This is a genomic window from Winogradskyella tangerina, assembly GCF_003260205.1.
GTDB classification, from domain to species: Bacteria; Bacteroidota; Bacteroidia; order Flavobacteriales; family Flavobacteriaceae; genus Winogradskyella; species Winogradskyella tangerina.
The window spans coordinates 413,352-439,516 of sequence record NZ_QERF01000002.1 but is presented as its reverse complement, the minus strand read 5'-3'; the positions used below and the strand labels follow the sequence as shown (position 1 = coordinate 439,516).

Sequence of the window (26,165 nt, the reverse complement as noted above, 5' to 3'; positions counted from 1 at the left end):
AACAATTTACAACATGAGTAAAAGAGACGAATTAATCACCAAGTATGCCGCAGATTTGAAAGAAAAATGTGGAGTAAATGCTGATATGGATCTATTAACAAAAGTGACTGTTGGACTAGGGCCTTCAATTTACAATGCAGATTCATCAACAGTTTCTGGTTCTGACGAAAAAGAATTAGCAACTGTTAAGAACAATTTTTTAATTAAAAAATTGGGTTTAAGCGAAAGTGATGATTTAGACGGAGCCATTGCATCAGTAATGGATACTTATGGACAATCTAACAGAAATAAATATAGAGCTGTGGTTTACTATTTATTAGTAAAACATTTCAACAAAGCATCTGTTTACTAATAGATTAGGGCCATAACTAAGAATATAACGCTGCAATTTTATAATTGCAGCGTTTTTCTTTATATCGAATTCGTTTTGGGATGACGTTTATATCAATACCTTTGCAGCATGATACATTTAGGCGAATACAATACATTAGAAATATTAAGGGATACAGAACCAGGTTTGTTTTTGGGTGATGGTGATGAAGGTGAAGTTTTATTACCCAATCGCTATGTACCTGAAGAATTTGAAATAGGAGAGAAGCTCGACGTATTCGTTTATTTAGATAATGAAGAACGTCCAGTTGCTACAACTGACCAACCCTACATTAAAAAAGGTGATTTCGCTTTATTACGATGCAATCAGGTAACGAAGTTTGGTGCGTTTTTAGATTGGGGCTTAGTGAAGGAATTATTCTGCCCGTTTAAAGAACAAGCATTCAAAATGAAGGCTGGTGGCTGGTACTTAGTGTACTGTTATCTCGATGAAGAAACTGAACGTCTAGTGGCTTCGAGTAAAACCAATCGTTTTTTAGATAATCGAGAATTAACTGTTTCTCAGTTTGAAGAAGTAGAGCTTATCGTTTCGCATCCATCTGAAATTGGCATGAACGTTATCGTCAATAAGAAGCATCTAGGTTTGGTGTTTAAGGACGAAATTTATAAAGATATAAGCGTTGGTGATCGACTTAAAGGAATCGTTAAAAAAATTAGACACGATAACAAACTTGATATTTCATTAAGTCAAATTGGTTATAGAAATATTGAGCCTACGGCAAAGTTTATTCTAAATGCTTTGAAGGACAACAGCGGCTTCCTACCACTTCATGATAAATCGAGCCCCGATGTCATTAAGGACCAGCTTCAAATGAGTAAAAAGAGCTTCAAAAAGGCTATTGGATCATTGTATAAGGAACGTCAGATCGAGATCAAAGATGATGGTATCTATCTCAAATAAACAATTAATTACTTTCTGATATAACTTGATTCACCCATTCAACGGCCTCTTCAATAGTCTTGAAAGTATTCCTTTCTGATTTAAAGAAATGATTCTCAATTTCAAAAACACGCTCTGTTAATGTGTTGTAGGCAACGACTGCATAAGCCTTTAAATTTGGGAATTCCTCATTAAAAACATGGGCATCGGTCAAGTCGATCGAATAGGAGTGAGATCTATTAGCGATGTAACCAAATGGTCTATCTTTGAAATAATCTTTCATTAGCATTCCAACTTCGTAATAGTTATCGTAATTGATATCAACCCCTTCATCAAAATTGGTGACTACATAATTTTCAAAAAGAAATATCGTACCAAGGTTTACCTTTACGCGGGTACAGTTTTTATCCTTAAGGTTAGAGTTTGTAATGATCATATTTGCTAAAAATCGAGCGCAAATATACTATGCTTGCATAATTTATACCAATTTAAATTGACGCATTTTCATTATTATTAATTCCGTATTTTTGCAATCAAAATATTGAGAAAAATGAGTCATATAGATTGGAAAGTTGCCAAATCTTATGAAGATATAACATATCATAAATGTAATGGCGTTGCTAGGATAGCTTTCAACCGCCCAGATGTGCGTAATGCCTTTCGTCCAAAGACTACTTCAGAGTTATATGATGCTTTTTACGATGCAAATGAGGACGTAAATATTGGGGTTGTTTTGCTAAGTGCTGAGGGACCTTCTTCTAAAGATGGCGTTTGGAGTTTTTGTTCCGGAGGCGATCAAAAGGCGAGAGGCCACCAAGGTTATGTAGGTGATGACGGTTACCACCGATTGAATATTCTCGAAGTTCAACGCTTAATTCGCTTTATGCCTAAGGCTGTGATTGCTGTTGTCCCTGGATGGGCAGTAGGTGGCGGACATAGTTTACACGTTGTTTGTGATCTAACACTTGCGAGTAAAGAACATGCTATTTTTAAGCAAACCGACGCAGACGTAACTAGTTTTGATGGTGGTTATGGTTCGGCCTATTTGGCTAAAATGGTCGGACAGAAAAAGGCAAGGGAGATATTTTTCCTCGGAAGAAATTATTCGGCTCAAGAGGCATTTGAAATGGGTATGGTAAATGCTGTTATACCTCACGACGAATTAGAATCTACAGCTTACGAATGGGCACAAGAAATATTAGCGAAATCACCAATCTCAATAAAGATGCTGAAATTTGCTATGAATCTTACTGATGATGGTATGGTAGGTCAGCAAGTATTTGCCGGTGAAGCTACGCGACTGGCTTACATGACAGACGAAGCAAAAGAGGGAAGAGATGCCTTTTTAGAAAAAAGGAAACCAGACTTCCCAAAAAAATGGATCCCATAATCTGTAATCTCGAATGAAAGAAATTAGACCATGGCTATCTGCCATGAGACTTAGAACGTTACCGCTTTCAGTTTCAGGAATTATTTTAGGAACCTGTTTTGCCTATTACAATGGTCGATTTAGTTGGTGGGTTTTGATCTTGGCGATATTAACTACGATTAGCCTTCAAATACTTTCTAATTTAGCTAATGATTATGGTGATAGCATAAATGGTGCAGACAATAGCGAACGTGTAGGACCAAGACGCGCAGTTCAGAGTGGTGAGATCACTCCAGATGAAATGCTCGACGCCATAAAATTCAATATAGTTTTAGTAATTATTTTGGCATTAGCATTGATCTGGGCAGCTTTTGGATCTACAAATTTACTCTTCCTCCTATTGTTTATGTTTTTGGGTGGTATTGCCATTTATGCCGCTTTAAATTATACTATGGGTGATACACCATATGGTTACAGGGCACTAGGAGATATATTCGTATTTGTGTTTTTCGGATTAGTCAGTACAATAGGAAGTTATTTATTGTATATGCAACGCATAGATCATGTTACCGTATTACCAGCTATAGCAATTGGTCTGTTAAGTGTAGGCGTTCTTAATCTCAATAATATGAGAGATATCGAGGGTGACGCCAATGCAGGCAAAGTAACAATAGCTGTAAAATTAGGTCTCAAACGGGCAAAGTTTTATCACTATTTTCTTATTGGTGGAGCGATGCTAACTTCAATTATTTTTTCAATATTGTATTATGTTGAACCTTATAATTTTCTTTATTTATTAGTCTTTATCCCTCTAACTTTACATTTGAAAAAAATATTTAAAGCAAAATTACCAGACGATTTTGATAGTCAATTAAAAGTTTTGGCATTATCAACATTTCTTTTCTCAATTCTCTTGGGTGTTGGCTATATTTTGTATTAATTTTAGAACACGTTTAGTTCTTAATACTTTTAAATATGAAAATCACTTTTTACGGACATGCCTGTTTGGGTATTGAAACTGGAAACACACACATCATTGTAGACCCATTTATTACAGGAAATGAGAAGGCTTCAAGCATAGATATTGAAAGCTTGAAGGCTGATTATATTCTGGTAACTCACGCTCACGAAGATCATACTTTAGATGTTGAGGCTATCGCAAGAAGAACAGGTGCAGTAATTGTATCTAATTATGAGATCGTTATGCACTATCAAAAAATGGGTTTAAAAGGGCATCCAATGAATCATGGTGGTCAATGGCAATTCGATTTTGGTAAAGTGAAGTATGTAAATGCCGTTCACACCTCGTCATTCCCAGATGGAAAGTATGGCGGTAACCCAGGAGGATTTATAATTCAATGTCCGGATAAAACCATATATATAGCAGGCGACACAGCACTAACGGACGATATGCGACTCATTGGAAAACACTTCGATCTAGATCTAGCCGTTTTACCAATTGGGGATAATTTCACAATGGGTGTTGATGATGCACTTATAGCCTGCAGATTTATAGATTGCCATAGAGTTTTAGGTTATCATTACGATACGTTTGGCTATATCGAAATCGACAAACCAAAGGCTGTTGCCAAATTTGATGCGAGACTTAAAAAATTAATTCTATTAGATATTGGTGAAAGTATTAATGTTTAGATTCTGTAAGACAGTTATGTGTTTTTAGAATCTAACCACTCTTTCCTTAGATCGTCACTAATTTTGCCTGTACCGTCATGTTTCCAGCCGGGAGGCTTAATTAAATATAGAAGTCGATCTTTAAATGATTTCTGACCTGAAAAGGCATCCTTAAACATATACCACCATTCCAAAAACGCAATTTTTACAGGATTGAAGGTTTTTATGTTTTTAACCAATCCGTAATTAACCTTTTCTTCTTTGAGTTCTGGTTGAAATGTTCCGAAGATTTTATCCCAAATGATCAGTATTCCTGCGTGATTTCTATCGAGGTAAATAGGATTGCTACCATGATGCACTCTATGATGTGAAGGTGTATTAAAAACGGCTTCAAACCATCGAGGCATTTTGTCGATCGCTTCAGTATGGATCCAAAATTGATATAATAAACTTATAGACATCTGGAGCATAATCATCGCCGGATGAAAACCAAGTAAAGGCAACCAAATCCAAAAAATGAATGTATAAAAACCACCAGACCAAGTTTGGCGGAGCGCAGTACTTAAGTTATAATGTTGAGACGAATGATGGATAACATGAGATGCCCAGAATAGTCGACATTCGTGCGAAATACGATGAAACCAATAGTAGGATATATCATCAGCAAAAAACAATAAAATAAAAGACCACCAAACTATAGGGATCTCAAAAATTCTGAAGTTGTCATAAACCCAAAAAAGAGCCAATAATACCAGTGCTTTACTCGCAAAACCTAGAATGACATTTCCTAATCCCATAGAAATTGAGGCCAAGGCATCTTTGGTTTCGTAGCCTTTTACATGCTTCAACTGTTCTCTTGTGGTCACAAATAATTCTATCGCCATTGCCAATATGAAAAATGGAATCGCATATAAGATTATGTTGGGAAAATTTGGCATAAAGACAACATTTATGAGCAGCAAATTACGAAAATAATTGAGTATTTTTGAATCCGTAAAATGAGAGCCAGCTACCATAAATACACTTTAAACTTTAAACGGCCTAGCGGAACTTCAAGAGGCGTTATGTCGATCAAGGAAACCTGGTTTATTGTTCTTGAAGAACAACAAAAACGAGGTATTGGAGAATGCGGAATATTACGAGGTCTATCTGTGGATGATCGTCCGGATTATGAAGAAAAACTAAAATGGACTTGTGAAAATATCAGCATTGGATTAGAAAGTTTGGCAAAAGAACTCGTTGAGTTTCCAAGTATTCTTTTTGGTGTAGAGATGGCATTTAGATCTCTGAAATCTTCGAACGAGTTTTTACTATTTCCTTCAGCTTTTACTAAAGGTTTTGATCCGATTCGAATTAACGGTCTCATTTGGATGGGTGACGAGGCTTTCATGAAAGCTCAGATCAAAGAAAAATTAGAAGCAGGTTTCGATTGTATCAAAATGAAGATCGGTGCAATAGATTTTCAAACTGAATTAAATCTGTTAAAATCTATTCGGAAAGAGTTTTCAGTTTCGGATATCGAATTAAGAGTCGATGCTAACGGTGCATTTGCAGTCGAAGAAGCTCTTGAAAAATTAAAACGACTTTCAGAATTTCAATTACATTCCATTGAGCAACCCATTAAACCAAGGCAATTTGAAGCCATGGCTAAACTTTGTGAAGCCACACCTTTATCTATTGCTTTAGATGAAGAGCTGATTGGTGTGTTTTCAAAAGCAGACAAACTAAAAACACTTCAAACTATAAATCCACAATACATTATCCTTAAACCAAGTCTGGTGGGTGGTTTTAGCGGTAGTGAAGAATGGATAAGTTTGGCAGAAGATCAAAATATGAAATGGTGGATTACAAGTGCTTTAGAAAGTAATATTGGTCTAAATGCCATTGCGCAATGGACTTACACCCTAAAAAATAATATGCCACAAGGCCTCGGTACTGGGAGTTTATTTACAAACAATTTTGATTCGCCATTAACCGTAAAAAATGGTAATTTGCATTACAATACCAAAGAAGATTGGAAATTTAATCTCTAAGCATGAATTATATACAACAAGCCTATAAAGGAAAATTAGAAATATGGATGTTCATATTAACGACCTTTATAGTTGCAGGCGTTTTTATAGCGAATTTCATTTTATATCTCTTTTCAGATCCTGCAGATTTGCAGGCGACCATGGATATGATGAAAGAATGGCCAAAAAATCTCACACTGATCCTAAATTTGATCTTTTTCGTGCCCTTGCTCGGAATTCTCTTTTTATTGGTGAAATTTATGCATCAGCGTAGTATTTTATCGCTGACTACAGCGAGGCATAAAGTGGACTACGGAAGAATCTTCTTTTCCTTTATGATGGTTGCAGTATTTACAATTGGCACCTTCATTATCGGTTATTCAATTGATTCTTCTGAAATTATTTACCAATTCGATCTGAAGAAATTCGCCATTTTATTTTTGATTAGTATTATTTTATTTCCATTTCAAATTGGATTAGAAGAATATTTATTCCGAGGGTATCTGATGCAACATTTGGGCGTACTAGTGAAAAATAAATGGTTTCCTCTAATTTTTACCTCAGTTTTATTTGGAATAGCGCATAGTGCCAACCCTGAAATTGGAGCAGTTGGATTCTGGAAGATGATGATCTTTTATATCGGAACAGGGCTTCTTTTAGGGATTATGACCTTGATGGACGATGGTTTGGAACTAGCATTAGGTTTTCATTTAGGAAACAATCTTTTGGCCTCGTTGCTAGTAACCGCAGACTGGACGGCGCTTCAAACAGATGCAATTTTCAGAAGTACTGCAGAACCTTCAATGAGTATTGTTACCGAAATTTTAGTGCCTGTTCTCGTAATCTATCCGATTATGCTACTGATTTTATCTAAGCGTTATGGATGGAATAACTGGCAAGAGCGACTATTCGGAAAGGTGACAAAACCCTTAAAAGAAGACTACAAAATTTTAGAATAGATGACACCGAAATACGACAAAGTTCATAACCGATTTAAATTGAATGGTTTACATTATAACCATGAAGAGCTAAAGGAAGTCGCTTACAGCCTTATTAAAGAAGGTGAGGCTTTCGAAAAAGTGACTGGTAACTTTTTGATCGATTGGTTAAATGATAATGATTACTTATATGTGAACACTTCGGGTTCGACCGGAACGCCAAAACGTATCAAGCTTAAGAAGCAAGCCATGGTGAATTCTGCCATAGCAACGGGTGATTATTTTGGATTAGAACCTGGCGATACAGCACTCGATTGTCTGCCAAGTCATTACATTGCTGGGAAGATGATGCTGGTGAGAGCTATGATCCTTGGGCTTGAGATCGACCATGTAGAACCAAGTGCTCATCCGCTTTTTGATTATGAAAAAAAGTACGACTTCTGTGCAATGATTCCGCTACAGCTTAAGCATACCATTAATTATACTCAAAATATTAAAACGATAATAGTTGGTGGTTCCAAGGTGACTCAACCTCTTTTAGAACGAATTAAATCTAGTCATTCTACATTCTATGAAACGTATGGTATGACTGAGACGGTGACACACGTTGCGGTAAAGCGCCTAGCATCGAAAGTTTCAAAGGGCGAAGCACTTTTTAATGCCTTACCAAATGTTACTTTCTCTCAGGATGATAAGCAATGTTTAATTGTTCATGCACCTAAATTAGTTGAGGAATCTTTAGTGACAAGTGATATAGTAGACTTAAAATCTGAAACTAGTTTCGAACTTCTAGGTCGTGCAGATAATGTGATCAACTCTGGTGGGATTAAATTATTTCCAGAGCAGATCGAAGATAAGTTGCAGCCTGTTATTGACGAACGTTTTATTGTTGCAGGAGAAGAGGATGATACGCTTGGTGAAAGACTGGTTCTAATAGTTGAGAATCCGAGAGACTCTGCTGAAAGTATTTCGAACAGAATTCGATTTATAAAAGGACTCACCAAATATGAGGTTCCTAAACATATCTATATCGTTGATAAGTTTGTTGAAACCGTTAATGGTAAAATTCAGCGGAATGAAACCATAAAATCTGTTCTTGGATAGTTAACTCACCAATACACCCAATTAACTCATTGTTAGTTTTTTCTAAGAGATTAAGCTTATAGTTTTATGTAGAACTTTAAATGCTGTACTCATGAAAACACTAATCACCTCAGTACTCGCTCTTATGATGTTTAATGCGAGTTTGTCCCAAGAAAAAAACATAGAGACCTTATCTGTTTCAATAGATGAATTAATAAATTTTGTTATTGAAAAGTACCCCGTTGTAACTGATTCTACACCTGTAAGAAATGTTACTTTTTTACTTCAATCTTATGGCAATGATTTCGAAATTGAGGATAAGGTCGTACTAAAACAAGCCTTCAAACTCATTTCGAATCGTTTAACCGAACAAGATTCAGTGAGCATTGTAGCTTATGGAAATTATAATGGCGTAGTGCTCAACTTCACAAATCCTACAGAATCGAAAAAGCTATTATATGCCATCGAAAATCCGAAGACCAGTATTAAATTCCTTGAAGAGGATGGCATTGGAGTTGCTTACAAGAATGCAAAGGAACAATTCACCGAAGACTCCGAGAATTCAGTTGTCATGATTAGAATTCCACCTAAGGTAAAAGTTGAGTCGAGAAAATCTGAACCTCTAGCTGCCAATAACGTTGAACAATCAGAATCTAAACCATCACGAGGAAATGCAGTGGTATTAACGGCCATCGCATTATTACCCGAAATTATAAAAGTCATAAAAGACTAAATAAAAAAGCCCAATGCATCTGCATTGGGCTTTTTTTTATTATAAGTTCAGCTATTAATTTCCAGCAGAAAGATTTTTCATTTCTTTCTCAATCATATCGTAGAACTGATCGATCTTTGGAAGTACTATAATTCGTGTACGTCTGTTTTTAGCCTTGTTTTCAGCCGTGTCATTTTCAACTAATGGCACATGATAGCTGCGTCCGGCAGCAATTAACTGCTGTGGATTTACCTCTAGCTCTTCAAGCACTCTTACTACAGATGTTGCACGTTTCACACTAAGGTCCCAGTTATCTAATAACGGTGGTTTGCTATAAGGCACATTATCAGTATGTGATTCAACCATAGCTTCAAAATTAGGTTTACCGTTAATTACTTTTGCTACTTTTCCTAATATTTCTTTTGCACGGTCCGTAACATTATAGCTTCCGCTTTTAAATAATAGTTTGTCGGCAATTGAAATAAATACAACTCCTTTTTCAACATTAACTTCAATGTCTGGATCGTTGATACCAACTTCCTTTTTAAGACTAGTTACAATGGCAAGTGTCACACTGTCTTTTCGAGATAGCGCATCTTGTAAACGTGTGATCTTTAAATTGCTTTCTCTAAGACTCTCTAATGATTTTTCTAAATTCTCTGCACCTTTACTGGTCAACTCCGTTAAATCCTGAGAACTTTTTATTAAAGCCTCATTACTTTTACGCAAGTCTTCTAACTGGTCTTTCATCGCCTCAACTCGTGCATTTGCAGCCGCAGCATCAGATAAACATGCGTTCAGTTTTACTGTTGCGGTGTTTAATAAATCCTGCGTTTCTTTTTGTTTCTCCTCAAGCGCCAAATACTCCTTCTTCGATACACAAGATGCTAATAAAAGCATTGTGCAAACACTAAGTGTCATTAATTTCTTCATAATCAGTTTTCAGTTTAAATTATACGTAATAACAGCTCAAAATTATATAAAAGAAAATAGGGGCAGGCAGTGATTAACAAAACTTTTAACAGTTTTATAAACAATCAGAAAATTTTACGCTTTTTAATAAAATAAGACCAAACTATAGAATTGGTTTCGTAATAATTTGAACGCTTGGTTTGTAGCTTTCGTTGCTTCAAAATGCGTCCGATATTTTTATAAAATGAACCGTGGGCTTTTAGAACGGCAAGAAAATATTTGGGTTTACCTTGAACTAAAAACCGCAATGCGGCAATGCCGTCGAGTTTCATTCTGAATATGGTTCTAATAAAGACATTTTTATCGGTATGCTTCACAAGTGTGAACAGACTATTTCTGAAATTCAAATACGTTTTTTTAGGGTTGGTGTTGCTAAGTGTAGCACCGCCAACATGATACACAGTGGAACTGCCGACATATTTTGCATTGTAATTAGCATTGAACGCACGCCAGCAGAGATCAATTTCTTCCATGTGTGCAAAGTAGGTATCATCAAAACCTTGTAACTTTTTAAACACCTCATTCTTTATGAAAAAACAGGCACCCGAGGCCCAAAAAATAGAAGTGGTATCATTATACTGTCCGTGGTCTTTATCAATGGTATCAAAAATTCGACCGCGACAATACGGATAACCATATTTATCAATAAAACCACCAGCTGCTCCGGCGTATTCAAAATAAGACTTCCGCTTAAAATCGAGTATTTTGGGTTGAATGATCGCCGTATTTGCGTCATTATTGAAGGCTTCGAGAATAGGTAATAACCAACCTTCCGTTACTTCAATATCACTATTTAATAAACAGAGTAATGGCTCATTTACATCTTGAAGTGCATCATTATAACCTTTGGCATATCCACCATTTTCAGCATTCTGAATAATGCTAACACTAGGAAAATTTTCCGACAGAAAATCTACAGAATGATCTGTGGAGGCATTGTCGGCAACATAGATCTTGGCACCTTTTGAATAATCTAAAACAGAGGGTAAAAATTGTTCTAGGAGTGCCTGACCATTCCAGTTTAAAATTACAATCGCTATGTCATTAATGCTGTACATCTACACGTTTGAGTATTCTGGAATATCTTTTAAAAAACTATAACATTGTGCGTCTTTGTCCATTTGACAATAATAATGATTTATCCCGTTAGTTACCATTAAATACTCAGCGTTTAATGCAAGATTATAACGTGCTATCTGGTCGAAAGTAGCCTGATCGATCTTTACGTCGTAAGATTTACATTCTACGATTAACTTGATACTGCCATCCGAATTAAATATTACAATATCGTAGCGTTTTTTTAAACCGTTGATGCTTAATTCTTTTTCAACATTAATAAGCGACTTCGGATAATTCTTAGTGTTAAGTAAGTAATGAACACAGTGTTGCCGCACCCATTCTTCAGGCTGAAGAATGATGAATTTTTTCCGAATGACATCAAAAATAGAAACTTTATTTTCAGTACTTTTGAATCGGTATTCAAACTGTGGAAAGTTGAGTTCTTGCACTGCACAAAATTAAAATTATAATGCCATTCAAGCAAACGCTTTAAGACTTTGGAAGAGGTAAAACAATTAGTAGCAGATATAAAAAGCGGTCAGATAAAACCCATCTATTTTTTAATGGGTGAAGAGGCCTATTACATTGATAAAATTTCAGATTTTATTGAAAAGAACATTCTTGATGAAGCTGAAAAAGGATTCAATCAAATGGTGCTTTATGGACGTGATGTAACTATTGATGATATCGTCAGTAACGCCAAGCGATATCCTATGATGGCAGAGCGCCAGGTCGTCATTGTCAAAGAGGCTCAGGACCTTAGTAGAACTATAGAGAAACTTGCATCGTATGCTGAAAATCCACAGCCAACAACTGTTTTAGTTCTTAACTACAAATACAAAAAATTAGATAAGCGCAAGGCGTTATTCAAAGCCATCAATAAAAATGGAGGTGTGGTATTTGAAAGTAAAAAGCTCTATGAAAATCAGGTACCAGATTGGATCAGACGTGTTTTGAAGGGTCAGGGTTATGATATTTCACCAAAGGCGGCGCAGATGCTTGTTGAGTTTCTGGGAACCGATTTGAGTAAGGTTAATAATGAGCTCGATAAATTGAAAATTGTTTTACCACAAGGCACTCAGATTACTCCAGAGCATATTGAAGAAAATATCGGAATAAGTAAGGACTTCAATAATTTCGAATTGCGAAAAGCAGTCGGTGAGCGCAACGTGGTGAAGGCACACCAGATTGCAAAATATTTTGCTGATAATCCTAAGGATAATCCAATGGTTGTAACTGTAGCACTGCTGTTTAATTTCTTTTCTCAGCTTTTACACCTTCATGGGATGTCTGATAAAAACCCGCGCAGTGTGGCCTCGGCCTTGCGTGTTAATCCGTACTTTGTTAATGAGTATTTAACAGCGGCACGGAACTATCCTATGAAAAAAGTAAGTTCTGTGATTGCGTTATTGCGCGAATTTGATGTAAAAAGTAAAGGCGTAGGTGCTAATGCTGTTCCGCAAGGAGACCTTCTTAAAGAATTGTTGGTTAAAATTTTAGGCTGATTTAGTTTATAAGTAAACGCTTAATCTGTGAATTCCCAGTAACTTCATCTTGCATTTTAATGATATAGATGCCAGACTTTAATTCCGAAATATCTATTTCTCTTTGATTTGAAGAACTCACAACCTGCCCAGTCACAGTGTAGATATGGGTTATTAGTTGGTCATTACTTAAAACAATTTTTTCGTCTGCTGGATTGGGATAAAATGAAAACTCTTCAATATGTGTTTCTGAAACTTCAAGCGTCGAAACATTAAAACTAAATAAACCTGATGCGTCAGGTGAATTTTCTTCCGAAGTAATGTAGTATTCATTTGCATTGATTGGCGTTATCGCTTCAACCTGAACAGAGAAATTTGCAGGAACGCTAACCGAAGTCCTTGTGACAGTTCCGTTAGAAAATAACCCTGAGTTAAATCCACTAAGCTGTATTAAAAAGGCACCGCTGAGGTCGTAACCGGTAATAAAAATACTGTTATCTAAAGCGTTATAAGTTGCACCAGAAACCAAACCTTGAGCCATTATGCTATCTATGTTTGAAATACTATGCGTGCCTGGAGTCTTTGGTAACTCATAGATATTCGTATTACCATCGAGCCAATTCTTCGTGAATACATAAAGGTTATTGTTGTAATGAATAAGGCCTTCTGCATCAAAATTTGTGGCTAATGGATTGGGTGTAAAATCGGTCTGGTCGCTATAGCTAAAGTTTATAACGTCGGCCGTAACTGATGTGCTAGCAAAATAATCAGCAATGGTAATTCGATATACCTTAAGATCTGTTCTATCACCTCTAAAATTCCCGAAATCACCTATGTATATGTAAGTATCATCATTTGCCAAATCTTCCCAGTCTGCATTAGTAGCATTAGATATTGTTACCGTGCGAGTTACTAATCCAGTCGTAGAATCTATATCATATAATTCATTGGCGTTTTCACTATCATTATGCGTAATGAGCGTGCTGTTTAAAAACAATAGACCAGAAGTTTCATTAACAGTAGCATCTAGTGGAGTTTCAAGGGTAAGTTGTTGTGCCCTCGAAACCAAAAATCCAAAGATTAGAGTTGCACTTAGAAGAATGCGTGCTTTCATACCATTTAATTGAAGGATAAATGTAATTATTCTAAGGGATCAAGTATTAAAAACTATATGATTCGCCTTTATTTAAGACGAAATGTAAAAGTTATCAAAATATTGGTCAAAAATCCAGATTTCGGTGATAGTGAAGTAATTCATCATCATTCATCGGTAAGGTGCCTAAACCTATTAAATCGAACCCTAGTCGTTCTAGCAATTTTCTAGATGCCTGGTTATTTTCCAAGGTATAAGCACTAAGCTCACTGAGGCCATAGTATTCAAATGCTTGAAGCATAAGTTTATTTGCCGATTCAAAGGCATAACCCTTGCCATGAAAATCAGGTAAGAAAGCAAACCCAATATCGGGGATATCATTGCCCTCACGATGATAAATACCACAAGTCCCTAATTTCATGGAATCACTTTTTCTAATCACAACATTATTAGTATAACACAATTTATCTAATTGAGAAAAGGCTTTTTCTTTTATATAGTCTTTTGCTTCATCGACGGTTTTGACATTTCGATCACCAATAAACCGAATCCATTCAGGTGTATTCATTAGTTCTAATATAAATGGCGCATCTTCAAGCGCAACGGCTCTTACAAGGAGTCTATCAGTTTGAAATGATTTTGGAATAGACATGAACTCGTAAAGTATTTATGAATTGATTACTAATGTGTTATTTTTACGGTCTAAAATATACTGAATATAATTCATGAAAATCTTCTCAAAAGAGCAAATATATGAAGGTGACCGACTAACTGCTGAGCGCCAAAATATAACGTCTACAGACCTGATGGAACGCGCAGGTACTCAAATTTTCAATTGGATTCACATGCGAATGCAAGGTGCACAAGTGCCAATTCATGTTTTTTGTGGAATAGGGAACAATGGCGGTGACGGACTGGTTTTGGCAAGACACCTCAGTACACATGGATACAATGTCATTACCTATATCGTAAATTGTAGTGATAAACGTTCAAAAGACTTTCTTATAAACTACGATAGAATAAAAACCGTTACTAAAGACTGGCCAAAAATGCTTAGTTGTGGTGGTGATTTTTCAGAAATTGTTATTGAAGAACGCGATATTATTGTTGATGCTGTTTTTGGAATAGGTTTGAATAGACCACCAAATGATTGGACTCAAGAATTATTTCAGAAATGGAGAGCTTCTAAAGCATTCACTTTAGCTGTTGACATACCTTCTGGTGTTTACACAGATAGGGCAGTAGAAGACGAAAATGCTGTGGTACACGCTAATTATACCATAAGTTTTCAGTCCCCAAAACTGGTATTTTTCTTACCCGAAACGGCCAAATTTACTCAGCAATGGGAAGTTTTGGATATTGGTATAGACCGACAATACCTGATGCAAACTGAAACCCTGGCTGAACTCATTTCTAAATTTGAAGTATTACCACTTTATAAGCCCAGACAGAAATTTTCACATAAAGGCGATTTTGGCCATGTACTCATAATTGGTGGCAGTTATGGAAAAATAGGTGCAGTTAATTTGGCAAGCAGAGCAGCGTTGGGTGCTGGTGCCGGACTTGTAACAGCATTCATTCCGAAGTGTGGCTATCACAGTATGCAAGCTTCATTACCAGAGGCTATGGTAATTACCGATACTCATGAAGAGATCATCACAAATATCAATTTTGATATTGAACCAACGGTTATAGGAATTGGTGTAGGCTTAGGAACTGCAGATGATACTTTAAAAGCTTTTGAAACCTTTTTAAAATCGAATAAAGTCCCATTAGTAATTGATGCTGATGGGTTGAATTTGTTAGCTAAAAAGAAAACTTTACTAAAGTTATTACCTGAAATGTCAGTATTGACACCTCACCCGAGAGAGTTAGAACGCTTGATAGGGAAGTGGTCTGATGATTTTGATAAACTTGAAAAAACAAAAGCCTTTTCCAAAAAACACAAAGTCATCGTGGTGATAAAAGGCGCAAATACCATCACAGTTTTTGGAGATAAATTATATGTGAATTCCACTGGGAACCCTGGAATGGCAACAGCAGGTAGCGGCGACGTTTTAACCGGCATAATTTCAGGATTGATTGCTCAAGGATACGATGCTCTTGCGGCTACAATTTTTGGTGTGTATCTTCATGGAAGAGCAGCGGATATTTCATTGGAGGATTTTGGTTATCAAAGTTTAATTGCAAGTCACATTATTGAAACTCTAGGTGAAGCCTATATAGACTTATTTTCACAACCCGAACAGCCCGAAGCCGAAGAAGGTGAAGCACAAAAAGAATAGTTTAAGATCGAATTATAGTACTTATTTTAAGGACTCAATGAGACTCAACAGATCTTTTGAAGGTTGATAATCTTTAAGCTTAGCGTATTGTCCATGTTTTGAAATATAATTTTCCAAGTCTGTTAGAAACTCATTTTCAATAGCCTTTTCTTCGGAAAGTCTTAAGGCCTCACTTATGTTTTCTGCTGCTTTCAGGAATTCAACTTTAGAGCTTTTAACCTCATTCATCATTGCCAAGAAGTCATTCTCATCCATTGCATACAATTCATCATAGTTTAAATTGAATTTAGCTTCAGACCTATTTTTAGCTACCAAAAACAAATTGTCTTCAGATCCAACGCCACTGAATTCGAGAGTTTTGTTAAGTGCTTCAGAATTCATCGACATTTTGATGTCATCTCCAGGATTCAAAAATAGATCAACTTGCTGTCGGCCGTGCTTAAGCGTATAATACCCACTTGTAACTTTAATAGTGTCTATAAATGTGCCTTCATTAGACAAATTAATCTCATCGATCTTACGATCTTGTTGATGTATTGTAATATTTGCGTTCGTTGGATTTGCAATTTTCCCAGAAAGTATGGCGTAATCAATTTTTGTGTCTTTTGAGCAAGACCATAGGCATAGCAATACAAGGATTGGCAATATTTTTTTCATCGAGTTTAATTTATTCAAGTTCAAAAATAAGGATATTGACCACAAATGAAAGAAACATTGAATTATTAATATTTTGTTGTCAATACAATAAAATATTCTCAATTTTGAGGGTAATAACTAATGATTCATGAATAATTACCACATCATTTCTTCGGAAGCCTTAGATATTGTGACTATCTACAACATTTTTAAAGAGAAGAAAAAACTTAAGCTCTCTTCAGAATCAGTTGAAAAAATAGTGGCTTGTAAGACCTATTTAGATGGTAAACTGGCTAATTCAAAAAAGCCGATGTATGGAATTAACACAGGATTTGGTTCTTTGTGTAACACTAAAATTTCTGAGAGTGATCTTTCTAAACTTCAGGAAAATTTAGTGATGTCTCATGCTTGCGGAACAGGAGAGCGCGTACCAGAGTCCGTAGTAAAGGTAATGTTATTACTAAAGATCCAATCTTTAAGTTATGGACATAGTGGTGTTCAGTTAAAAACGGTAGAACGCCTTATCGACTTTTTTAATAACGATATTTTCCCATTTGTGTTTACACAAGGCTCATTGGGTGCTTCTGGCGATTTGGCTCCTTTAGCACATTTGGCATTGCCACTTTTAGGGAAAGGAAATGTTGTTCACGAAGGCGAAAATTATCATGCTGCAGAGCTTCTTGAAAAGTTTAATTGGGAACCTATAAATTTACAAGCAAAAGAAGGATTGGCACTTTTAAATGGCACACAATTTATGAGTGCTTATGGTGTTTATTTATTATTGATGTCTCATAAAACATCATATTTGGCAGACATTATTGCAGCTATTTCTCTAGATGCATTCGATGGTCGATTAGATCCATTTCATGATTTAGTGCACGAAGTGAGGCCACATCCGGGTCAGCGCAAAGTTGCCAGACGATTTAATGAACTATTGGAAGGCAGCGAGTTGATTTCTAGGGAGAAGGAACACGTTCAAGATCCGTATTCATTCCGATGTATTCCTCAGGTTCATGGTGCCACAAAAGACACCTTAGATTTCGTTGAAAAGGTGATTTTAACTGAGATCAATTCAGTTACAGATAACCCTAATATTTTCAGCGAAGAAGATCTGATCATTTCAGGTGGAAATTTTCACGGTCAGCCTTTGGCCTTAGCCTTGGACTATCTTAAAATTGCTATGGCTGAGATCGGTAATATTTCTGAACGTCGTATTTTTCAGTTGGTCTCTGGTCTTAGAGGGTTACCGGCGTTTTTGGTTGACAATCCTGGATTAAACTCTGGTTTTATGATTCCGCAGTATACGGCAGCTAGTATCGTTAGCGCGAATAAGCAGTTGGCTACGCCTGCTAGTGTAGATAGTATTGTATCGAGCAACGGGCAAGAAGACCATGTAAGCATGGGCGCTAATGCTGCAACACAGGCCTTTACGTTAATTAGAAATGTTGAACGTGTTATTGCTATTGAATTGATGAATGCTTCACAAGCTTTAGAATTTAGACGTCCATTGAAGACCTCACCATTGCTTGAGTCATTTCTAGATTACTACAGAAAAGTTGTTCCATTTATCAAAGAGGATAAAGTTTTGCATAACGATATTGAAAATTCAATTCAATTTTTGAAAGATGTAGATATTGAAGTTGAAGAATTATTCCTGAATAATTATGGTGTAGAAAAACACTAATGATTAGTTAGATCAGTTTCAACGAGCTCATTGGCCCAGCTAATGGCATCATCGAGATTAGTGAATATTTCAAAAGGTTTTGCAAAAAACATCTGTTCAATTTGCGCGTTCACCTTGGCCTGATACTTTCCTGAAACCACAGCAAACCCCTTTAGATTTTTAATCTTAGCTGTTTCAAAATAGATCTTTGGATCAACAGAGTAGGAGTGTATACGATGTGTAATATAAACGAAGGATTGTTTTGGAAAATACTTGTTAGTGATCCCCACCAAAATATCATTATAATCTGGTGTGATATTCATACCTTCTTTCATAACCACGATGATATAATTGTCATAAATCGTGATGTCACAAAAGTCGAAAGTTAGGGAATCTCTCATGACAAATTGTTTTTAACTGACATATAAGATACAAAAAAACTCCTTCAATTTGAAGGAGTTTCAATATATATGTGCCTAATTAGTTTAGGACTCAGTAGTTTTACTAGAACTTTTCACCTTAATTTTTAAGGCATCGTTTTTAGTATCAAGATCCATTGTAATGGTATCACCTTCCTGAATTTTAGCGTTGATTATTTCTTCAGCTAAAGCATCTTCAACATATTTCTGAATTGCTCTGTTTAAAGGTCTTGCACCATACTGCTTGTCGAATCCTTTCTCTGCAATATAGTCCTTCGCTTTATCCGTTAACTGAAGATTGTAACCTAATTCTTTAATTCTAGAAATTAACTTCACCAATTCAATATCAATGATCTTATCGATGTCTTCTTTCTCTAGAGAATTGAAGACGATTACGTCGTCGATTCTATTTAAGAATTCAGGTGCAAATGCTTTTTTAAGAGCATTTTCAATCACTGCTTTAGCATAGTCCGTTTCTTGAGCTTCTTTAGCTGCAGTTCCGAATCCAACGCCGGTTCCAAAATCTTTAAGTTTTCGAGCACCGATATTAGATGTCATGATAATGATGGTATTTCTAAAGTCAATTTTTCGACCTAAACTATCAGTTAAATAGCCATCATCTAGCACTTGAAGTAACATATTAAATACATCTGGATGTGCTTTTTCAATCTCGTCTAGAAGTACTACCGCATAAGGTTTACGTCTAATCTTTTCTGTAAGCTGTCCGCCTTCTTCATAACCTACATATCCTGGAGGTGCACCGATAAGTCGAGATACAGCAAACTTCTCCATGTATTCACTCATGTCAATTCGAACCAGAGCTTCATTACTGTCAAATAGTTCATGAGCTAAAACTTTGGCTAACTGCGTTTTACCAACACCAGTTTGACCTAAAAAGATAAATGAACCAATTGGTTTGTTTGGATCTTTTAGTCCTGCTCTGTTACGCTGAATGGCTTTCACCACCTTTGCAACGGCTGTGTCTTGGCCGATGACTCTTCCTTTGATAAGTTCTGGCAATTGTGCTAACTTATTAAGTTCGGTCTGGGCAATTTTATTTACAGGAATACCAGTCATCATAGAGATAACGTCAGCAACATTGTCCTCGGTTACGACCTCTCTGTGTTGCTTGGTTTCTTCCTCCCATTTTTCCTGAGCTGATGCCAATTCTTTTTCAAGTCGCTTTTCGTCATCACGAAGCTTTGCAGCTTCTTCGTACTTCTGCTTTTTAACAACACTATTCTTTGTTTCTTTAACTTCTTCCAGACGTTTTTCTAACTCTAGAATCTGTTTAGGAACATCAATATTGGTAATATGAACACGTGAGCCGGCTTCATCTAATGCATCAATAGCTTTGTCTGGTAAAAAGCGCTCAGTCATGTAGCGATTTGTAAGTTTCACACAAGCTTCGATGGCTTCATCGGTATAGTCTACATTATGGTGTTCTTCGTATTTTCCTTTGATGTTGTTTAAGATCTCAATAGTTTCCTCAACCGTAGTTGGTTCTACGATGACCTTTTGAAAACGACGCTCTAAAGCACCATCCTTTTCAATGTATTGTCTATATTCATCTAGTGTCGTTGCACCAATACATTGAATTTCTCCACGTGCCAGGGCAGGTTTAAACATGTTTGAAGCATCTAAACTTCCGGTTGCTCCACCAGCACCAACAATGGTATGAATTTCATCAATAAACAAAATGATGTCGTCATTTTTTTCAAGCTCGTTCATTACGGCTTTCATACGTTCTTCAAATTGTCCTCTATATTTTGTACCCGCAACCAAACTTGCCAAGTCTAAAGTCACAACACGCTTATTAAATAATGTGCGGGAAACTTTACGCTTCACAATACGTAATGCTAGGCCTTCAGCAATGGCAGATTTACCAACACCTGGCTCACCGATCAATAAGGGATTATTCTTCTTACGGCGACTCAAAATTTGAGACACACGCTGAATTTCTTTCTCACGACCCACAACTGGATCTAATTTTCCTTCTTCGGCAAGTACGGTTAGGTCTCTTCCGAAGTTGTCTAAAACAGGTGTTTTAGATTTTTTATTTGATTTGCTAGACTGACCGCCTCCAAAAGGATTCTGTTTTGCATCATCTTCTTCTTCATTGATATCATCATCAGAAAATGATTCTGCTTTTGGTTCGTCTAGATAGTCTTCTTCACTTGTAATCATAGATTTGAATTCTTCTTTTACGTTATCATAGTCAACTTTAAGTTTGTTTAATAACTTAGTAGTTGGGTCATTTTCGTTTCTTAAAATACACAGTAATAAATGTGCGGTGTTAATTGATGTGCTTTGAAACAATTTTGCTTCTAAGAATGTTGTTTTTAAAGCACGCTCAGCTTGTCTAGTAAGATGTAAATTCTTTTTTTCGTTTGAGGTGGTGGTGATATTGGGATTTGCCGGACTTAAAATCTCAACTTTTCTTCTTAGGTGGTTAAGATCTACATCCAGGGAACTTAATATATCAATTGCCTTACCGTTACCATCACGCAAAAGCCCTAGCATTAGATGTTCAGTGCCAATAAAGTCATGGCCTAAACGTAATGCTTCCTCCTTGCTATAAGCAATAACATCTTTAACTCTTGGGGAAAAATTATCGTCCATAGTAAACTCCTTTCTGCATTAAAAATAGTAAAAACATATTATCTATTAGTCAAAAATCATACCTTAAATTAAAGGTCTGAACGAATAGACTAAAAAAGCACTTTAAATCAAAGTATTTTCTCGGATACTTATTAACGAAAAAGATATTAAAAATTGTTAATAAAAACTCCCAAAAAGAGCACTTAAAACTTCTGCAAACACTACTAAATTGGTTATATTAGCACGTTTTGAAAACCTATAAAAACTAATTAATTTTATATATGGCAGAAGGAGAAAAACTCATTCCGATTAACATTGAAGATGAAATGAAATCAGCCTACATTGATTATTCAATGTCGGTCATTGTGTCACGTGCACTTCCAGATGTAAGAGATGGTTTAAAACCAGTACACCGAAGAGTACTTTACGGCATGCACGAACTTGGTGTTAGAGCAAATACAGCACATAAAAAATCAGCCAGAATTGTCGGTGAGGTTTTAGGTAAATACCACCCTCATGGTGACACTTCTGTATACGATACTATGGTTCGTATGGCTCAAGAATGGAGTTTGAGATATTTATTGATCGATGGACAAGGAAATTTTGGTTCAGTAGATGGCGATAGTCCGGCAGCAATGCGTTATACCGAGGCAAGAATGCAGAAGATCTCGGAAGAAATGTTAGCTGACATTGATAAGGAAACGGTTGATCATAAGCTTAATTTCGACGACACCTTAGAGGAGCCAACAGTTTTACCGACAAGAATTCCTGGTCTCTTAGTAAATGGAGCGTCTGGTATCGCAGTAGGTATGGCTACCAATATGCCACCACATAATCTAACTGAAGTTGTAAATGGTACAATCGCTTACATTGATAACAACAATATCGATGTGGATGAATTAATGCAACATATTAAAGCGCCAGATTTCCCAACAGGTGGAACTATCTACGGTTATGATGGTGTTAAAGAAGCCTTTCATACAGGACGAGGACGTATTGTGATGCGTGGTAAAGCCAATATCGAAGAGGTGAATGGCAGAGAATGTATCATAGTTAATGAAATACCTTATCAAGTCAATAAGGCAGATATGATTAAGAAAACTGCCGATCTTGTTAATGATAAGAAATTGGAAGGTATTTCAACGATAAGAGACGAGTCTGACAGAAAAGGTATGCGCATCGTTTACGTATTAAAGCGTGATGCTATACCAAATATTGTTCTTAACAAGCTTTACAAGTATACCGCTTTACAATCATCATTTAGTGTGAATAACATTGCACTGGTAAAAGGACGTCCACAGTTACTCAACCTAAAAGATTTAATTCATTATTTCGTTGAGCATCGTCATGATGTAGTTGTAAGACGAACGCAATACGAATTAAGAAAAGCTGAAGAGCGCGCGCATATATTAGAAGGTTTAATTATAGCATCTGATAATATTGATGAAGTGATTGCGCTTATCAGAGCTTCAGCCAATGCTGAAGAGGCTAGAAACAAATTAATTGAACGTTTTGAATTAACCGAAATTCAGGCGAAGGCTATTGTTGAAATGCGCCTACGTCAGTTAACAGGATTAGAGCAAGACAAATTACGCGCTGAATATGATGAGTTGATCAAAACTATTGAAGATCTTAAAGACATTCTCGATAAAAAAGATCGTAGAATGGATATCATTAAGTCTGAATTAGAAGTGATCAAGGAGAAGTACGGTGATGAGCGTCGTTCAAACATTGAATATGCAGGTGGTGATCTAAGTATTGAAGATATGATACCTGATGAAAAGGTAGTGATCACTATTTCTCATGCAGGTTATATCAAAAGAACTTCACTTACAGAATATAAAACACAGAATAGAGGTGGTGTTGGCCAGAAGGCATCAACAACACGTAATGAAGATTTCTTAGAGCATTTATTCGTTGGAACAAATCATCAATATATGCTGTTCTTTACGCAAAAAGGAAAATGCTTCTGGATGCGTGTTTACGAAATTCCGGAAGGTGCCAAGACATCAAAAGGAAGAGCAATTCAAAATCTGATCAATATTGAACAAGATGATAAGGTAATGGCATTCATTTGTACTCAAGATCTTAAAGATGAAGATTACATAAACAGTCATTATGTCATTATGGCAACTAAGAAAGGTCAGGTTAAGAAAACATCGCTCGAGCAATATTCAAGACCAAGAACTAATGGTATCAATGCTATTACGATTAGAGAAGACGATACTTTACTTGAAGCTAAACTAACAACAGGTGAAAGTCAGGTAATGTTAGCACTAAAATCTGGTAAAGCTATTCGTTTTGAAGAGGCTAAGACAAGACCGATGGGTAGAAATGCATCAGGTGTTAGAGGAATTACTTTAGCCAATGATCAAGATGAGGTTATAGGAATGATCGCAGTCGATGACATGGAAAGTAACATTCTTGTGGTTTCAGAAAACGGCTACGGTAAACGTTCTAGTTTAGAGGACTATAGAATTACCAATAGAGGAGGAAAAGGCGTTAAAACCATTTCTATTACAGAAAAAACTGGTAATTTAGTATCTATAAAGAACGTAACTGACGACGATGATCTTATGATTATCAATAAATCGGGTATTGCTATCCGTATGGAAGTTGCTGATCTCCGTGTTATGGGTAGAGCTACTCAAGGCGTGAAATTGATTAACCTTAAGGGTAATGATTCTATAGCAGCGGTTGCCAAAGTGATGAAGGATGATGACGATGAAGCGGATGAAAATGATGCAGAATCAACTGATATTCAGTCATCTAATGAAGATGGCACGGCTCTTGATACTAATGAAACCGAGAACTAAAATTAACAATAAAAACTAATTATTACGAGATGAAAAAATTAATGACGTTAGTGCTAATGTTATCTGTAGCAACAATGTCTTTTGCACAAAAAAATGAAATTAAAGCAATAGATAAAGCACTTAAAAATTCAAATTTTGCCGATGCTAAATCTGCTGTATCTGCAGCTGAAGCTTTGATGGGTAACATGGACGATAAAACTAAAGCTAAGTTTTATTTCTTAAAAGCAAAAGCCTTATATGCTAATGGTGGAGGTTCTGATGCTGACATTGATGAAGCCATTAATACCCTCGATCAATTAAAGGCCTTAGAATCTTCAATGGGTAAATTGAAGTATACAGAAGAGGCTAACCAAATGAAAGACGGAATGTTTAATAGTTTCATTCAAAAGGCGAATGATGCCTTCAATCGAAATGATTTTACTGGTGCGGCAAAGCGATTTGAAAAGATTTATAGAATTTCACCGGCCGATACCCTTTATCTTTATAATGCAGCCTATTCATCAGTTAGAGCAAATGATTATCCTAGCGCTCTTAAGTACTATGAAGAACTAGCTGACATAAAATACACAGGTGTCAGAATGGTATATTATGCAACTAATAAGGAAACAGGCCAAGAAGAAGCTTTTGCCGATAAAAATGGTAGAGATCTTTCTGTGAAAATTAAAACGCATATAAGTCCAAGAGATCAAAAAACAGATTCGAAGCGCTCAGAGATTGTTAAGAATATTGCCTTAATATATGCTGATCAAGGTGAAAATGAAAAAGCTTTAGCAGCTACAATAGAAGCTAGAGCAGAAAACCCTGAGGACTTAGGTTTAATTGTCGCTCAAGCTCAGACTTACTTAAAATTAGGTAATAAAGAAAAATTCCAATCCTTAATTGATGAAGCTTCAAATAAAGGTGCAGGAAATGTTGAGTTTTTGTACAATTTAGGTGCTTTACTTTCAACTTCAGGAGCAGAGGAAGAAGCTAAGAAGTATTATGCAAAAGCGCTTGATATTGATCCTAATTACTACAATGCCGTATTAAATATGGGATACGCTATATTGGCTAAGGAAGAGTCTGTAGTGAATGAAATGAATGCTATTTTAGATTCATCTTCACCAAATTATGATAAATACGACGAACTTAAAGCAAGTTTACAAGATCTATACAAAGAAGCGATTCCGTGGTTGGAAAGAGCATTGAAACTTCAAGAGGAAGTAGGTACTGCAAAGAACCTTATGAACCTTTATAGTGCTATCAACGATACTGAAAAGTATCAAGAAATGAAAGCTAAAAAGGAAGCTATTGAGGCAGCAGCCGGAGGAAACTAAAATTTATAATCTGAATAAAAAAGCGGTTCAAATAATTTGAACCGCTTTTTTTATATAATCTTTTTGATTACGCGTAGTCTATGTGTATGAGATCGAGTGTCTGCATTATATATACCACTGTGGTCTAATCGATCTATTCGCACTTTACCATGGGCGTGAATAATATGATTGTCTGCCATTATGATCCCAACATGAATGATATCACCTTCAGAATTGTCAAAAAATGCAAGGTCGCCAGGTTCACTTTCTTCTATAAAACTTAAAGCCAAACCTTGGGTTGCCTGTTCAGATGCATCTCGATTAAGCATGCAGCCGTTCAGTTTATAAACCATTTGTGTAAACCCTGAGCAATCAATGCCAAAGGGCGTTTTTCCTCCCCAGAGATAAGGTGCATTTAAATATAAAAACGCAGTTGAAATAAGATTGCTTTTCGGACTTTTCGCCTTTAAGGCATTCCCTTCAAACTTATGCTTTAAAAGATCAATTCCGTTTAGATCTGACCCTAATGGAATAGGATAGAGGCTGCTAGTTTCGTCAGTAACAAATTCAACTAAATCTTTAGAAAGGTTGAGGCCGGCTTTGGAAAGCTGGTCGTAGTCCTCTTTTTCTATTTCAAGATACTGCTTGTTATCTATCCAACCTTCGTAATTATCATATGCAAAACGAATACGACTCCATTTCTTTCGTTGTTCTAATACTTTGAAAAGATCACCGTATAGAGCTTGTGTAACCATCTCAGTTTTATCTGAGGCTTCAAGTCTAATGGGAACAATCCCCAGATTACAAATGCCGTATTGCATAAAAA

General features: G+C 36.2%; 25 protein-coding genes. 14 read left to right on the top strand and 11 right to left on the bottom strand.

The genetic code is table 11. The features are described from left to right. Window positions 1–13: 13 nt before the first annotated feature. Both DDY94_RS04700 and DDY94_RS04695 read left to right on the top strand, forming a co-directional pair. Window positions 14–352 (top strand): DUF2853 family protein, encoded by a 339-nt coding sequence (locus tag DDY94_RS04700; protein ID WP_111682883.1) that lies wholly within the window; start codon window positions 14–16, stop codon window positions 350–352. A 108-nt stretch (window positions 353–460) separates the two neighbouring features. Next, window positions 461–1,291, top strand: a complete 831-nt coding sequence (locus DDY94_RS04695) for a CvfB family protein (protein WP_111682882.1) — start codon at window positions 461–463, stop codon at window positions 1,289–1,291. Window positions 1,292–1,295: 4 nt separating this feature from the next. Here DDY94_RS04695 and DDY94_RS04690 read toward each other — a convergent pair whose 3' ends face one another. Next, window positions 1,296–1,706, bottom strand: coding sequence for a hypothetical protein (locus tag DDY94_RS04690; RefSeq protein WP_111682881.1), 411 nt, complete (start codon window positions 1,704–1,706; stop codon window positions 1,296–1,298). Window positions 1,707–1,820: 114 nt separating this feature from the next. Here DDY94_RS04690 and DDY94_RS04685 point away from each other — a divergent pair, with 114 nt between their 5' ends. Genes DDY94_RS04685 through DDY94_RS04675 form a run of 3 tightly spaced genes read left to right on the top strand, consistent with a single transcriptional unit; the run spans window position 1,821 to window position 4,292 of the window. Then, the gene (locus DDY94_RS04685) at window positions 1,821–2,660 is read left to right on the top strand and encodes a 1,4-dihydroxy-2-naphthoyl-CoA synthase (RefSeq protein WP_111682880.1); all 840 of its coding nucleotides are present in this window, start codon (window positions 1,821–1,823) and stop codon (window positions 2,658–2,660) included. 13 nt (window positions 2,661–2,673) lie between these two features. Beyond that, window positions 2,674–3,579, top strand: coding sequence for a 1,4-dihydroxy-2-naphthoate octaprenyltransferase (menA, locus tag DDY94_RS04680; protein ID WP_111682879.1), 906 nt, complete (start codon window positions 2,674–2,676; stop codon window positions 3,577–3,579). A 35-nt stretch (window positions 3,580–3,614) separates the two neighbouring features. Then, entirely contained in the window at window positions 3,615–4,292 is a 678-nt protein-coding gene (locus DDY94_RS04675) for a metal-dependent hydrolase (protein WP_111682878.1), read from the top strand. Window positions 4,293–4,306: 14 nt separating this feature from the next. On the opposite strand, the gene DDY94_RS04670 is transcribed toward DDY94_RS04675, so the two are convergent. After that, complete coding sequence (locus DDY94_RS04670) at window positions 4,307–5,209, bottom strand: sterol desaturase family protein (RefSeq protein ID WP_111682877.1); 903 nt, start codon at window positions 5,207–5,209, stop codon at window positions 4,307–4,309. 60 nt (window positions 5,210–5,269) lie between these two features. Between DDY94_RS04670 and DDY94_RS04665 the strand changes: the two genes are divergently transcribed. The 4 genes from DDY94_RS04665 (at window position 5,270) to DDY94_RS04655 (ending at window position 9,037) form a co-directional block, all read left to right on the top strand. After that, window positions 5,270–6,304 carry an o-succinylbenzoate synthase gene (locus DDY94_RS04665; protein ID WP_111682876.1) on the top strand — a complete coding sequence of 345 codons (1,035 nt, stop codon included), beginning with the start codon at window positions 5,270–5,272 and terminating at the stop codon, window positions 6,302–6,304. Between the two features lie 2 nt (window positions 6,305–6,306). Further along, entirely contained in the window at window positions 6,307–7,242 is a 936-nt protein-coding gene (locus DDY94_RS16200) for a CPBP family intramembrane glutamic endopeptidase (RefSeq protein WP_198658912.1), read from the top strand. Continuing rightward, window positions 7,243–8,325, top strand: coding sequence for an AMP-binding protein (locus DDY94_RS16195; protein ID WP_198658911.1), 1,083 nt, complete (start codon window positions 7,243–7,245; stop codon window positions 8,323–8,325). A gap of 91 nt (window positions 8,326–8,416) precedes the next feature. Then, window positions 8,417–9,037 carry a vWA domain-containing protein gene (locus DDY94_RS04655; RefSeq protein ID WP_111682875.1) on the top strand — a complete coding sequence of 207 codons (621 nt, stop codon included), beginning with the start codon at window positions 8,417–8,419 and terminating at the stop codon, window positions 9,035–9,037. A gap of 54 nt (window positions 9,038–9,091) precedes the next feature. Here DDY94_RS04655 and DDY94_RS04650 read toward each other — a convergent pair whose 3' ends face one another. The 3 genes from DDY94_RS04650 to DDY94_RS04640 all read right to left on the bottom strand — a co-directional run bounded on the left by DDY94_RS04650 (window position 9,092) and on the right by DDY94_RS04640 (window position 11,496). Next, entirely contained in the window at window positions 9,092–9,949 is an 858-nt protein-coding gene (locus DDY94_RS04650; protein ID WP_111682874.1) for an OmpA/MotB family protein, read from the bottom strand. 104 nt (window positions 9,950–10,053) lie between these two features. Continuing rightward, window positions 10,054–11,046 carry a glycosyltransferase family 2 protein gene (locus tag DDY94_RS04645; protein ID WP_111682873.1) on the bottom strand — a complete coding sequence of 331 codons (993 nt, stop codon included), beginning with the start codon at window positions 11,044–11,046 and terminating at the stop codon, window positions 10,054–10,056. Then, window positions 11,047–11,496, bottom strand: a complete 450-nt coding sequence (locus DDY94_RS04640) for a type I restriction enzyme HsdR N-terminal domain-containing protein (protein ID WP_111682872.1) — start codon at window positions 11,494–11,496, stop codon at window positions 11,047–11,049. Window positions 11,497–11,544: 48 nt separating this feature from the next. Between DDY94_RS04640 and holA the strand changes: the two genes are divergently transcribed. Then, window positions 11,545–12,552, top strand: a complete 1,008-nt coding sequence (gene holA / locus DDY94_RS04635) for a DNA polymerase III subunit delta (RefSeq protein WP_111682871.1) — start codon at window positions 11,545–11,547, stop codon at window positions 12,550–12,552. A gap of 1 nt (window position 12,553) precedes the next feature. Here the strand turns inward: holA and DDY94_RS04630 are convergent, their stop codons facing one another. Further along, window positions 12,554–13,645, bottom strand: coding sequence for a T9SS type A sorting domain-containing protein (locus DDY94_RS04630; protein WP_111682870.1), 1,092 nt, complete (start codon window positions 13,643–13,645; stop codon window positions 12,554–12,556). A gap of 106 nt (window positions 13,646–13,751) precedes the next feature. Beyond that, complete coding sequence (locus DDY94_RS04625) at window positions 13,752–14,276, bottom strand: GNAT family N-acetyltransferase (protein WP_111682869.1); 525 nt, start codon at window positions 14,274–14,276, stop codon at window positions 13,752–13,754. A gap of 73 nt (window positions 14,277–14,349) precedes the next feature. On the opposite strand from DDY94_RS04625, the gene DDY94_RS04620 reads away from it, so the two are divergent. Continuing rightward, entirely contained in the window at window positions 14,350–15,909 is a 1,560-nt protein-coding gene (locus DDY94_RS04620; RefSeq protein ID WP_111682868.1) for an NAD(P)H-hydrate dehydratase, read from the top strand. A gap of 21 nt (window positions 15,910–15,930) precedes the next feature. Here the strand turns inward: DDY94_RS04620 and DDY94_RS04615 are convergent, their stop codons facing one another. Continuing rightward, window positions 15,931–16,566, bottom strand: coding sequence for a hypothetical protein (locus tag DDY94_RS04615; RefSeq protein WP_111682867.1), 636 nt, complete (start codon window positions 16,564–16,566; stop codon window positions 15,931–15,933). A gap of 127 nt (window positions 16,567–16,693) precedes the next feature. Here DDY94_RS04615 and hutH point away from each other — a divergent pair, with 127 nt between their 5' ends. After that, a complete protein-coding gene (gene hutH / locus DDY94_RS04610; protein ID WP_111682866.1) occupies window positions 16,694–18,229 on the top strand; it encodes a histidine ammonia-lyase in 1,536 nt (511 codons plus the stop codon). Here the strand turns inward: hutH and DDY94_RS04605 are convergent. Then, entirely contained in the window at window positions 18,226–18,609 is a 384-nt protein-coding gene (locus tag DDY94_RS04605) for a hypothetical protein (RefSeq protein WP_111682865.1), read from the bottom strand. The genes hutH and DDY94_RS04605 overlap by 4 nt on opposite strands. Window positions 18,610–18,693: 84 nt before the next feature. Continuing rightward, window positions 18,694–21,249: an ATP-dependent Clp protease ATP-binding subunit gene (locus DDY94_RS04600; RefSeq protein ID WP_111682864.1), complete on the bottom strand. Its 2,556-nt coding sequence runs from the start codon at window positions 21,247–21,249 to the stop codon at window positions 18,694–18,696. Window positions 21,250–21,509: 260 nt separating this feature from the next. Here DDY94_RS04600 and gyrA point away from each other — a divergent pair, with 260 nt between their 5' ends. Both gyrA and DDY94_RS04590 read left to right on the top strand, forming a co-directional pair. Continuing rightward, entirely contained in the window at window positions 21,510–24,044 is a 2,535-nt protein-coding gene (gene gyrA / locus DDY94_RS04595; protein ID WP_111682863.1) for a DNA gyrase subunit A, read from the top strand. A 29-nt stretch (window positions 24,045–24,073) separates the two neighbouring features. Further along, complete coding sequence (locus DDY94_RS04590; protein WP_111682862.1) at window positions 24,074–25,360, top strand: tetratricopeptide repeat protein; 1,287 nt, start codon at window positions 24,074–24,076, stop codon at window positions 25,358–25,360. A gap of 50 nt (window positions 25,361–25,410) precedes the next feature. On the opposite strand, the gene DDY94_RS04585 is transcribed toward DDY94_RS04590, so the two are convergent. Next, window positions 25,411–26,160 carry a C40 family peptidase gene (locus DDY94_RS04585; RefSeq protein WP_111682861.1) on the bottom strand — a complete coding sequence of 250 codons (750 nt, stop codon included), beginning with the start codon at window positions 26,158–26,160 and terminating at the stop codon, window positions 25,411–25,413. Window positions 26,161–26,165 lie beyond the last annotated feature (5 nt).